Source organism: Frankia sp. CeRuru1, from assembly GCF_977966315.1.
On record NZ_CDWWEW010000140.1, the window covers coordinates 1 to 12,149 of the forward strand.

General features: G+C 69.3%; 8 protein-coding genes. 3 read left to right on the top strand and 5 right to left on the bottom strand.

The genetic code is table 11. From position 1 onward, the window contains the following. The 4 genes from AC08OP_RS12135 to AC08OP_RS12150 all read right to left on the bottom strand — a co-directional run. On the bottom strand, positions 1-992 hold a 992-nt coding region (locus AC08OP_RS12135; RefSeq protein WP_476614287.1), incomplete at its 3' end, for a DnaJ C-terminal domain-containing protein. 113 nt (positions 993-1,105) lie between these two features. After that, a complete protein-coding gene (grpE, locus tag AC08OP_RS12140) occupies positions 1,106-1,921 on the bottom strand; it encodes a nucleotide exchange factor GrpE (RefSeq protein ID WP_476614288.1) in 816 nt (271 codons plus the stop codon). Continuing rightward, entirely contained in the window at positions 1,918-3,747 is a 1,830-nt protein-coding gene (dnaK, locus tag AC08OP_RS12145; protein ID WP_476614289.1) for a molecular chaperone DnaK, read from the bottom strand. The genes grpE and dnaK overlap by 4 nt, the downstream gene beginning before the upstream one ends. A gap of 316 nt (positions 3,748-4,063) precedes the next feature. Next, a complete protein-coding gene (locus AC08OP_RS12150; protein WP_476614293.1) occupies positions 4,064-5,296 on the bottom strand; it encodes a nuclease-related domain-containing protein in 1,233 nt (410 codons plus the stop codon). Between the two features lie 661 nt (positions 5,297-5,957). Here AC08OP_RS12150 and AC08OP_RS12155 point away from each other — a divergent pair. Continuing rightward, entirely contained in the window at positions 5,958-8,177 is a 2,220-nt protein-coding gene (locus tag AC08OP_RS12155) for a (Fe-S)-binding protein (protein ID WP_476614290.1), read from the top strand. Between the two features lie 86 nt (positions 8,178-8,263). On the opposite strand, the gene dcd is transcribed toward AC08OP_RS12155, so the two are convergent. Next, the gene (dcd, locus tag AC08OP_RS12160; RefSeq protein ID WP_462188612.1) at positions 8,264-8,863 is read right to left on the bottom strand and encodes a dCTP deaminase; all 600 of its coding nucleotides are present in this window, start codon (positions 8,861-8,863) and stop codon (positions 8,264-8,266) included. Between the two features lie 206 nt (positions 8,864-9,069). Between dcd and AC08OP_RS12165 the strand changes: the two genes are divergently transcribed. Both AC08OP_RS12165 and AC08OP_RS12170 read left to right on the top strand, forming a co-directional pair. Continuing rightward, complete coding sequence (locus AC08OP_RS12165) at positions 9,070-9,831, top strand: beta-phosphoglucomutase family hydrolase (RefSeq protein WP_476614291.1); 762 nt, start codon at positions 9,070-9,072, stop codon at positions 9,829-9,831. Continuing rightward, on the top strand, positions 9,828-12,149 hold a 2,322-nt coding region (locus AC08OP_RS12170), incomplete at its 3' end, for a glycoside hydrolase family 65 protein (protein WP_476614292.1). The genes AC08OP_RS12165 and AC08OP_RS12170, both read left to right, overlap by 4 nt.

The window sequence follows — 12,149 nt, forward strand, 5'->3', positions numbered from 1 at the left end:
CCGCTGGAGGTCCCCGCCGGCACCTTCATCGTGAGCGGAGCACCGTCCAGGGTCGGCACCCGTATCGATGCGCCGAGGGCGGCCTCGGTGATCGTCACGGGGAGAGTGATCGCCAGATTGTTCCCCTCCCGCTCGAACACCGGATGGCGCAGCACGTGCACCGTCACCTCGAGGTCACCGGCCGGTCCGCCCCGTTCGCCGGGTATGCCACGCCCCCGGACCCGCAGCCGCTGTCCGTCGCTCACCCCAGGTGGGATGCGGATGCGCTGCTCACGCTCACGCCGGCCGGTGCCCCGGCAGTCCGGGCAGGGATGGTCGATCAAGGTGCCCTTGCCCAGGCAGTCGCGGCAGGGCTCGGAGAGTGCGAAGCCACCCTGGGAGCGGGACACCACGCCCAGTCCACGGCAGGTCGGGCAGGTGCGCGGCGTCGTGCCGGGACGCGCCCCGCTGCCGGTGCAGGTGGTACAGGTCGCGGCCCCGGGAAGCCGGACCGACGCCTCCAGGCCGGTCAGCGACTTCTCGAAGGGGATCGTGACCTCGGCCTCGATGTCGGCACCCCGACGCGGGCCGCGTCCGGGTGACGACCGCTGGAACAGGTTGTCGAAGATGCCGCCGAGGCCGCCGTTCGCCCCACCGAGAAGGTCGTCGAGGTTGAGGTTCGGCCCGCTGCCGTAGCCCGTGCCGGGCGCGCCGAACCCGCCGTAACCCCCGGCTCGGCCAGGCCCGCCGAAGCCGCCGCCGGGACGACCGCCGGCCGCGAACAGCGCCCGGGCCTCATCGTACTCCCGTCGACGGCCCTCGTCCGAGAGAACGTCGTAGGCCTCGGAGACCTCCTTGAACCGCGCCTCGGCCTTGGCGTCCCCCGGGTTCTTGTCGGGGTGCAGCTCACGGGCCAGCCTGCGGTACGCCTTCTTGATGTCGGTCGCCGAGGCGTCCTTTGGAACGCCGAGAGCGGCGTAATAGTCCTTCTCGACCATGTCGCGAACACTCACGGCGCCCCTCCTTCCTTCACGATGTCGTCCGCGCGAGGCGGTGGCCGGCCATGCCCGTCAGACCCCGGCTCGCGGACGGCCGGACGGACCTGGCTCCCCTCTTCAGCCGGTGTTCAGTCGGCGCTGACAGTGGGCCCGCCGTTGTCCGGCCCGGGCGCACTGCCCGTGTCATCGGGGACCGATGCCGGCCGATTCGGCGGGCCGCCTGCCTGGCCCGGGCCGCTCCCCGCCGCCTCGCCGGCCCCGGCGACGACCTCCGCCTCGACCGGCTGATCGACGATCTCGTCCACCTCGCCCGACGGTTCCGCGACCGACACCTGCGCGGGCCGCAACACTTTGCCCGCGTGCAGGTAACCCGCCCGGAAGACGTCCACGCAAGTCGGCCCGCTCACGTCCGACCGGTAGGAGTGCATCAGAGCCTCGTGGACCGACGGGTCGAACTCGTCGCCCTTCGCCCCGTAGCGCTCCAGCCCGGTCGCCTCCAGGGCTGCCTCCAAGGCCTCCGCGATCGCCTTGAACGGGCCTTCCAGATCGCCGTGGTCACGAGCCCGGCCGATGTCGTCGAGGGTCGACAGCAGACTCGCCAGCAGCTTCGCCGTCGCCTGCTCGCCGATCTGCTGACGGTCCCGCTCGACCCGCCGACGGTAGTTGTCGAACTCGGCCTTCAGGCGCTGCAGGTCCGCGGTCCGCTCGGTGACCTGCTGGCGCAGTGACGCCATGAGCTCACCGTCACCCTCGCCCGCCGGGACTCCGGCGGGAGGAACCTCCGTGGCCGTCGGGCCGGGGGACGCAGCGGCCTCCGGCCGGACCTCGCCGCTCTCCGGATCGATCCGGCGCCGGTCCCGCACCACCACCGGGGGCTCTTCGGCCTCGTCCCGGCCGTCGGGCCGAGACGAACCCCACCAGTCCGCGGCCTGGCTTGAGGTCACTTCTTGTCCTCCTCATCCACGATTTCCGCGTCGACCACGTCGTCGTCGGCTGCTCCGGCGCCGCCGGAGGCACCCGCGCCCTCCTGGGCGGCCTGCGCGTACATGGCCTGGCCCATCGCCTGGCTAGCCGCGGCCAGCGCGTCGGCCGCCTCGCGGATCGCCGCCGTGTCGGTGCCGGCGACGGCGCCCCGCAGCGTGCCGAGCTTCTCCTCCACGTCGTTCTTCACCGCGGCGTCGATCTTTTCGCCGTTCTCGGCGAGGAACCGCTCGGTCGAGTAGACGAGCGTCTCGGCTTTGTTGCGGGTCTCGGCCTCCTCCCGGCGCCTGCGGTCCTCCTCGGCGTACTGCTCGGCGTCGCGGACCATGCGGTCGATGTCGTCCTTCGGCAGCGCCGAGCCACCGGTGATGGTCATCGACTGCTCCTTGCCGGTGCCCAGGTCCTTCGCGGACACGTGCACGATGCCGTTTGCGTCGATGTCGAAGGTGACCTCGATCTGGGGCATGCCCCGCGGGGCGGGCGGCAGGCCGGTCAGCTCGAACATGCCGAGCTTCTTGTTGTAGGCGGCCATCTCGCGCTCGCCCTGGAAGACCTGGATCTGCACGGAGGGCTGGCTGTCCTCGGCGGTGGTGAAGATCTCCGAGCGCTTGGTGGGGATCGTGGTGTTGCGCTCGATGAGCTTGGTCATGATCCCCCCCTTCGTCTCGATGCCGAGCGAGAGTGGGGTGACGTCGAGGAGCAGGACGTCCTTGACCTCGCCCTTGAGCACGCCGGCCTGCAGCGAGGCGCCGACGGCGACGACCTCGTCCGGGTTGACGCCCTTGTTCGGCTCCTTGCCCCCGGTCAGCTCGCGGACCAGCTCGACGACGGCGGGCATCCGGGTGGAACCACCGACGAGGACGACGTGGTCGATGTCGCTGATCTTGATCCCCGCGTCCTTCACCGCCTGCTGGAAGGGGTGCCTGCAGCGGTCGATGAGGTCGGAGGTCATCCGCTGGAACTCGGCGCGCGACAGTGAGACGTCGAGGTGCAGGGGACCCTCGGCCGACGCGGTGATGTAGGGCAGGTTGATCGTGGTCTGGGTGGACTGCGAAAGCTCGATCTTCGCCTTCTCAGCGGCCTCCCGCAGCCGCTGCAGGGCCATCTTGTCCTTGCCGAGGTCGACCCCGTGCTGGCCGTTGAAAGTCTTGATCAGGTGGTCGGTGACGCGCTGATCCCAGTCGTCACCACCGAGGTGGGTGTCACCGGAGGTGGACTTCACCTCGACGACACCGTCGCCGATCTCCAGCAGGGAGACGTCGAAGGTACCGCCACCGAGGTCGAAGACCAGGATGGTCTGTTCCTTCTCGCCCTTGTCCAACCCGTAGGCGAGGGCCGCGGCGGTCGGCTCGTTGACGATCCGCAGGACGTTGAGCCCGGCGATCGTGCCCGCCTCGGTAGTGGCCTGACGCTGGGCGTCATCGAAGTACGCCGGGACGGTGATGACCGCGTCCGTGACCGTCTCACCGAGGTAGGACTCGGCGTCCCGCTTCAGCTTCTGCAGGATGAACGCGCTGATCTCCTGGGGCGTGAGATCCTTCGCGTCGACCGTCATCTTCCAGTCGGTGCCCATGTGGCGTTTGACCGACCGGATGGTGCGCTCGACGTTTGTCACCGCCTGACGCTTGGCGACCTCGCCGACCAGGACCTCGCCGTTCTTCGCGAAAGCCACGACCGACGGGGTCGTCCGGGAGCCCTCGGCGTTGGCGATCACCGTGGGTTCGCCGCCCTCGAGCACGCTCACGACGGAGTTCGTGGTGCCGAGGTCGATACCGACCGCTCGTGCCATGTCTGTGTGCCTTTCGATCATGTCGGTGGCGCCGATCAGGCGGGCGCACCGACCTCGTGGGGATGGAACCTGTCGGTGAACCGAGGTTTGAGGATCACTCCGGGAAGCCTCGGTTCCGCCAACGCTAAGCCAGGCTGGTGTGTTGAGTCGCTCTGACTCATGATGACGGCTCTTATCATAGCCCGACAGGGGTGATCCTAGCGCGCTCAACTTTTGTGCGGCCGGGACATTCCCGCCAGCGCCGCCGGGCGGGACCGGAAGGGGAGCTGGCGGGAAGAGCCTGCGGGGGAGCCGCGTGGCGTGGAGTGGGAGAGCGTCAGCTTCCGGCGGGTGGCTGCGGGGCCGAGTCACCCGCGGCACCGTCGCCGGGCGCCTGGCCGGCGTCGGGGTCCGTCGTCTCCCGGGGCGGTCGAACGGCGGCCAGGATGCGCCCGCGGCGGGCTCCCGGGCGCGGCCGTCCGCCCGCGCGTGATCCGAGCCGGGGCGAGACGACCGGCCCCATGCCGGCAGCCGACGGACCGTCCGGCCCGGAGGCCGCGCCGCCGCCGCTCGTGGCCTCGTCAGTGCCCGCTCGGCCGGGAACCGTGAGCGGCATTCCGGTCCGGTTGATGAGGTCGGCCTGCCGGCCCAGGTCGGACTCGATCTGGGCGAGCCGGTCGAGCATCTCGGAAGCGTCCCCGTCGCGCTCACGGATCGTGCGCAGCGCGTCCATCAGGGTCAGCCACTGGTCCCGACCGACGGTGATCTGCTCGGCGAGGCGGTTGGCCGAGTAGGCCGGAAACAGCCGTTCCGTGGCGGCGGCGATCTGCTGGACCTCACTGGGGTTGAGCCGGCCGGGCTTGCGCCGGATGTAGTTGACGACGTCCTTGATGCTGATGATCGTCACTCCGTCGAGGGCGCCGTCGCTCCACAGGACGTTGGCCTCGACCATCACCAGGATCGGACTTACCGGGATCTTAAGCATCGGCAGTGCTGCGCGGATCTGGTTGCGGACCTCGCCACCCAACCAGGCTGTGCGGTCGATCGGGGGCTTGAGTGACTCTCCGTCACAGGTCGCCCCACCCTTCTTGTACCGCACGGTGCCCTTGCTGTTGTCGCTGCTGAGCACCATCACCCCGCCGGGCCCGACCAGGAGGTGACCGATGGTCGCCTCGGAGTAGGGGACGGCCCGGTCGTGCAGGATGACGTACCCTTGGCGGCGCAGCCGGGCGATGGCGCGGGCGGTCCTGCGCTCCGCCTCGGCCCCCTCGCGCAGCGACTCGACGTCGGGGGCGGTCCCGAACGAGGCGATCACGATCCCGGCCGGCCAGGCGATGAAGACCAGCAGGAACACGACGACCGCGACCGTGGGCAGCCCCAGACCGAAGCCGATGACGAGGGCGAGAACGAGTCCCACCAGGGCCGAGCGCACCGCGGTGCGGGGTACCTCGCGGCTCAGCTTGTCCCGCCGCACGAGTGCCTGGTTCTCCCTGGCCCGGAGGTACTCCGTCTGCAGGGAGTGTCCAGGGCGGCCGACTCGGGTCATCGTCGGCCGGGTGATCGTCGCCATCGTGCCCACCATGTTCGCAGGGTTGTCGTTCGCAGGGTTGTCGTTCGCGGGGTTGTCGTTCGCGGGGTCGTCAACGTCGGTAGGGCCCGTCCGCCGGGGCACGCCGGGCGTCGTCGCGGCAGCGCTGGCACCGGGCCCATGCACAACGTGAAGGTGGCGAGCACCGCGGGACACACGATCGCCCGGTCACCGTGGGCGAAAGCTGTCCTTATGGTGCGTCGAAGCACCTGCCGGCACAAGGGTTGACCTCGTCGGCCCGGGAGGCTCCCGGCGGGGGGAGCGACGTTCCGGGATGGCGGGATCCGGGGCGCCGTGGTAGTCGTGACGGTGCGAGGCGTTGCGTGTTGGTTGGGCGTCTGCCGCTGAACGTAGCAGTCTCGTGCACCTCGCGCGGACGATCGGGCCTTTGGGCCCCCTAGCTCGGGCCGCTCGGACCACATCGTGGCAGGGTCGACGGTGAGCGGGTTCGCTGTCGGCCTCATAGTGCCCCTACGCCCGGGGGTGGGGACCCAGCCAGGCAGGTTGGCCGGGAGGTGGGACCGGACCCGCCCCTACGGTGGCGCGGGCCACTTGTCCGGGTGGCGTGAGCCACTCGTCCCATACGTTGCTGGTCGGTACGAGCAGGCTCGCCCGCGATAGTGGGTGCCAGATGGAGGATAGTGTGAGAATTGCGATCGGTGGAGCGATCACGCTGATTGCTCTCGCGGTTGCCGGGCGCCGGGTTTTCTGGCTGTTCCGGCTGATCAGGTCCGGCCAGCCGGCCGAGGGCCGGCTCGACGACCTGCCGACCCGCGTCTGGACGGAGATCAGCGAGGTCGGGGGGCAGCGCAAGCTGCTGAAGTGGTCGGTGCCCGGGGCGGCCCACTTCTTCACCTTCTGGGGCTTCACGATCCTGCTGCTGACCGTCATCGAGGCCTACGGCGGCCTGTTCGACGACGACTTCCACATCCCGGGATTCGGGCACTGGGCGGCCATCGGCTTCCTCGAGGACTTCTTCGCCGTGGCGGTCCTCGCCGGCCTGGCCGCCTTTACGATCATCCGGTTGAAGGACGCCCCGGCGCGGCTGGAGCGCAAGTCGCGATTCTACGGCTCGCACACCGGGCCGGCCTGGGTCATCCTCGGTCTGATCACCGCCGTCATCGTGACACTGTTGATCTGCCGTGGTGCCCAGTACAACACCGGCAACCTCCCGCAGGGCCAGACGAAGTGGGCCTTCGCGTCCTACGCCGTGAGCCGCATCTTCTCCGGCCTCTCCCACGAGGTGAACGAGGGCATCGAGACGGCCTTCCTACTGCTCAACATTGCGGTGATCATGGGCTTCTCAGTGCTGGTGGTCTACTCGAAGCACCTGCACATCGGCCTGGCTCCGATCAACGTCGTGCTCAAGCGCCAGCCGGTGGCCCTCGGCCCGCTGGCCACCACCCCCGACATCGAGAAGCTGATGGAGGAGGACGAGCCGGTCGTCGGCGTCGGCAAGGTCGAGGACTTCTCCTGGAAGGCCATGCTCGACTTCGCCACCTGCACCGAGTGCGGGCGGTGCCAGAGCCAGTGCCCGGCGTGGAACACTGGCAAGCCGCTGTCACCGAAGTTGTTGATCATGGATCTGCGTGACCACCTCTTCGCCAAGGCGCCCTACCTGCTGTCCACCGGGGGCGCGGCGGAGGGCGAGGAGGCGCCGAAGGCGGTCACCGGGATCGCCGAGGACGCCTCCGACTCCCACACCGTGCACCATGTGCCCGAGTCCGGCTTCGGCCGGGTGCCGCAGCCCGGTCAGCCGCAGGTCGACCGGCCGCTGGTCGGCACCGAGGAGGAGGGCGGGGTCATTGATCCCGACGTCCTGTGGTCGTGCACCAACTGCGGCGCGTGCGTTGAACAGTGTCCGGTGGACATCGAGCATGTCGACCACATCGTCGACATGCGTCGCTACCAGGTGATGATCGAGTCGGCGTTCCCGTCCGAGGCCGGCGTCATGCTGCGCAACCTCGAGAACAACGGCAACCCGTGGGGCGTCTCGCCGCGGACCCGCACCGAGTGGACCGAGGGCCTGCCCTTCGAGGTGCGTGTCCTCGGCGACGGTGAGCAGATCCCCGACGACGTCGAGTACCTGTACTGGGTCGGCTGCGCCGGGGCGATCGAGGACCGCGCCAAAAAGGTCGCGCGGGCCTTCGCGGAGCTCCTGCACACCGCCGGGGTCGAGTTCGCGATCCTCGGTACGAACGAGTCCTGCACCGGAGACCCGGCGCGCCGGCTCGGCAACGAGTACCTGTACCAGGAGATGGCCAAGGCGAACATCGAGCTGCTGAACGCCACGGGCGTCAAGAAGATCGTTGCCACCTGCCCGCACTGCTTCAACAGCCTCGCCCGGGAGTACTCGGCCCTCGGCGGTCAGTACGAGGTCGTCCACCACACTCAGCTGCTCGGCAAACTGGTCGAGGAGCGCAAGCTGGTGCCGGTGACCCGGGTGGAGTCGTCGGTCACCTACCACGACCCCTGCTTCCTCGGGCGGCACAACAAGGTCTACACCCCGCCGCGGGAGATCCTGGCGGCAATCCCGGGCATCCGGGGCCAGGAGATGCACCGCTGCAAGGACCGCGGCTTCTGCTGCGGTGCCGGCGGCGCGCGGATGTGGATGGAGGAGAAGATCGGTAAGCGGGTCAACGTGGACCGGATGGAGGAGGCCCTCGGCCTCGACCCGGACGTCGTGTCCACCGCCTGCCCGTTCTGCATCGTGATGCTCACCGACGCCGTCACCGAGAAGAAGCTGAGCGGAGAGGCGAAGGACGGCGTCGAGGTGCTCGACGTCTCCCAGCTCCTGGCCCGTTCGCTGGCGCCGGCGGCGCCAGCGGCTCCGACCGAGGCGTCCGCCGAGCCTGTCGGCTAGATTGTGCCCTTGCCTTTCCAGAAGGATAAATCGAACATGAAACCCTCTGGAAAGGCAAGGAAGCTGAAAGGCAAGGAAGAAGGAAGTCAGCCTGGGGGGATCTCCCCGTTCGGGACCGGTGCGCGGGTGAAGTCCCGGTAGGCCCTCGACGGAGTCGGGCCGCGCTGGCCCTGGTAGCGCGAGCCGTAGATGGTCGAGCCGTACGAGTGCTCGGCCGGCGAGGACAGCCGGAACAGGCAGAGCTGGCCGATCTTCATGCCGGGCCAGAGTTTGATCGGCAGCGTCGCCACGTTCGACAGTTCCAGCGTGACGTGCCCGGAGAAGCCGGGGTCGATGAAGCCCGCCGTCGAGTGCGTGAGCAGCCCGAGCCGGCCGAGACTCGACTTCCCTTCCAGCCGGCCGGCGAGATCGTCGGGCAGGGTGACGATCTCCAGCGTCGAGCCGAGGACGAACTCGCCCGGATGCAGGACGAACGGCTCGTCGCCCTCCGGGGCGATGAGCTCGGTGAGATCCTCCTGCTCGAGAGAGGGATCGATGTGGCTGTACCGGTGATTGGCGAAGACCCGGAACCAGCAGTCCAGCCGTAGGTCGATGCTGGACGGCTGGATGAGGCCAGGGTCGTGGGGGTCGAGACGGATCCGGCCCGTGGCGATCTCGGTCCGGATGTCCCGGTCGGACAACAGCACGTCCCGGACGTTAGAGCATGAGCGGTTGATCTTCACCCTCCACCCGGAGGTTGATCTTTACCGTCCACCCGGAGGAGGACGGGGCCGCGTGGAAGAGTGAGACGGAGCGTGACCCGGGTAGGAGGCACGTGGCCGGTCGATGAATACCCGGCCGGACGGGTGGGTGCTCCCGGGGAAGGCTGGGGCGGAAGGGACAGGCGGGACGGATGCTCGGGCTACCCGATCACATCGAGGCATGTCTGTTCGACCTGGATGGCGTGCTGACGAACACTGCGACGATCCACGCGGCCGCGTGGAAAGAGATGTTCGACGATTTCCTGGAGAACTGGGCCAAGCGGTCGGGAGGGCCGTTCGTCCCCTTCGACCTCGAGCATGACTATGCCGAGTGCGTTGACGGCCGGCCCAGGATCGACGGAGTGCGAGCCTTTCTCGACGCCCGTCACATCAGGCTTCCCGACGGAAAACCGGACGACCCGCCGTCCGCGCTCACCGTGCATGGGCTGTCCAACCGGAAGAATTTCCTCCTGCTGGGACGGCTTAGGAGGGACAGTGTGGACATCTACCCCGGCTCGGTGACGTACCTGCGGGAACTGGCCGCGCGGGGGATCCCCCGCGCGGTCGTCTCCTCCAGCGCCAACTGCGCCGAGGTGTTGAAGGCGACCGGGCTTGACGCCCTCGTCGACGGAGCGGTGGACGGCATCGTCGCCGCCCGTGACCATCTCGCCGGAAAGCCAGCGCCCGACACCTTCCTCGCCGGCGCCCGGCTGCTCGGGGTGCCGCCGCGGCGGGCGGCGGTGTTTGAGGACGCCCTGGCCGGCGTCGAGGCGGGGCGGGCCGGCGGGTTCGGCTGGATCGTGGGGGTCGACCGGGTGGGGCACGCCGCAGCGTTGCGCGCCCACGGGGCCGACATCGTGGTAAACGACCTGGCGGACCTGCTCGGCCACGGCTCCGGGCCCGGCCCCGCATGATCGACAAAGCGTCTTATCTGATCGAGCCGTGGTCCATCCAGGAGTCCGGTCTCGACATCTCCGATCTGGGCCGGTCCGAGTCATTGTTCGCCCTGTCCAACGGCCATATCGGGCTTCGGGGAAACCTCGACGAGGGCGATCCGCACGGCCTGCCGGGCACCTACCTGAACTCGGTCCACGAGCTGCGGCCCCTGCCCTATGCCGAGGCCGGCTATGGATATCCCGAGTCCGGCCAGACGGTCATCAACGTCACCAACGGCAAGGTGATCCGTCTACTCGTCGACGACGAGCCGTTCGACATCCGCTATGGCGATCTGCGGTCGCATCAGCGGGCGATCGACTTCCGGGAGGGCGTGCTCCGGCGGGACGTGGAATGGGTCTCGCCGGCGGGGCAGACCATCCGGGTGCACTCCGAGCGGCTGGTGTCGTTCTCGCAGCGTTCCATCGCGGCCGTGTACTACGAGATCGAGCCGGTGGGCGACCCGGCGCGGATCGTCATCCAGTCGGAGCTGGTGGCCAACGAGCAGCTGCCGGCCTGGCACGGTGACCCGCGGGCCGCGGCTGCGCTGGAGTCGCCGCTGCGGTCCGAGCGCCATCGGGCGAGCGGCACGATGGTCGAGCTCGTCCACATCACCCACCGCAGCGAGATCCGTGTCGCCGCGGCCATGGACCACGAGTTCGCCGGGCCGGACTCGCTGGGTGTCTCCTCGGAGAGCGAGCCGGACGCCGGCCGGGTGACGGCCACGGCGGTGCTCGCCCCGGGCGAGAAGCTACGGATGGTCAAGTTCATCGCCTACGGTTGGTCGGAGCAACGGTCCCTCCCAGCCCTGAGGGACCAGGCCGCCGCGGCGCTGGTCGCAGCGCGGCAGACCGGGTGGCCCGGTCTCGTCGGCGAGCAGCGGCAGTACCTGGATGCCTTCTGGAAGCGGGCCAACGTCGAGGTCGACGGCGACCCGGAGGTGCAGCAGGCCGTTCGCTTCGCGCTGTTCCACGTCCTGCAGGCCGGAGCGCGGGCCGAGCGGCGGGCGATCCCGGCCAAGGGCCTGACCGGCCCCGGATACGACGGGCACGCCTTCTGGGACTCCGAGTCGTACGTGCTCCCCGTCCTGACGTACACCGCGCCTGACGCGGCGGCCGACGCGCTGCGCTGGCGGTACGCGACTCTGCCACTGGCCAGGGAACGAGCCGATCTGCTCAATCTGAAGGGCGCCGTCTTCCCCTGGCGCACCATCCACGGCGAGGAGTGCTCCGGGTACTGGCCGGCCGGGACGGCCGCCTTTCACGTCAACGCCGACATCGCCGACGCGGTCGCCCGCTACGTCACCATCACCGGGGACGAGCAGTTCGAGCGCACGGTGGGGCTGGAGATCCTGATCGAGACCGCCCGGCTGTGGCGGTCACTGGGACATCACGACCTCGACGGCCGCTTCCGGATCGACGGTGTCACGGGCCCGGACGAGTACTCGGCCATCGCCGACAACAACGTCTACACGAACCTGATGGCGCAGCGGAACCTCGTGGCTGCGGCGGACGCCGCCCGCCGCCATCCCGACCGGGCCGCCGAGTTGGGCGTGGATGCCGAGGTCACGGCGTCCTGGCGGGACGCGGCCGAGAACATGTCCATCCCCTACGACCCCCATCTCGGCGTCCACCCGCAGTCCGAGGGATTCACCGAACACCAGGTCTGGGACTTCGCGAACACCGCGCCCGAGCAGTACCCTCTGCTGCTGCACTTCCCGTACTTCGACCTCTACCGCAAGCAGGTCGTCAAGCAGGCGGACCTGGTCCTGGCGATGCAGCGCCGGGGTGATGCCTTCACGATGGACGAGAAGATCCGCAACTTCGCCTACTACGAAGCTCTGACGGTTCGGGACTCGTCACTGTCGGCATGCTCCCAGGCGGTGCTGGCCGCTGAGTGTGGGCACCTGTCGCTCGCCCATGACTACCTGCGTGAAGCTGCCCTGATGGATCTGCATGACATCGAGCACAATACCGGAGATGGGCTGCACATGGCCTCCCTCGCGGGAAGCTGGATCGCCCTCGTCGAGGGCTTCGGTGGGCTGCGTGACGGCGGTGAGGTGATCTCGTTCGCGCCGCGGTTGCCCGAGGGACTGACCAGGCTGGCCTTCGGGCTCTGTGTCCGCGGGCGGCACCTGCGGGTGGAGGTTTCCGACTCGACGGCGGTCTACACCGTCCCCGCGGGGCCGGCGATGACGTTGCTGCACCACGGCAAGACCGTCCGGGTGGTTCCCGGCCAGCCGGTCAGCATGGAGGTCCCGCCGACGCCTGTCCTGGAACGGCCGAAGCAGCCCCCAGGT

Bases quoted from the DNA above. Each gene is read 5' to 3' on its own strand.
- AC08OP_RS12150 (WP_476614293.1), bottom strand. From the start codon at position 5,296: ATGGCGACGATCACCCGGCCGACGATGACCCGAGTCGGCCGCCCTGGA.
- AC08OP_RS12165 (WP_476614291.1), top strand. From the start codon at position 9,070: ATGCTCGGGCTACCCGATCACATCGAGGCATGTCTGTTCGACCTGGAT.
- dnaK (WP_476614289.1), bottom strand. From the start codon at position 3,747: ATGGCACGAGCGGTCGGTATCGACCTCGGCACCACGAACTCCGTCGTG.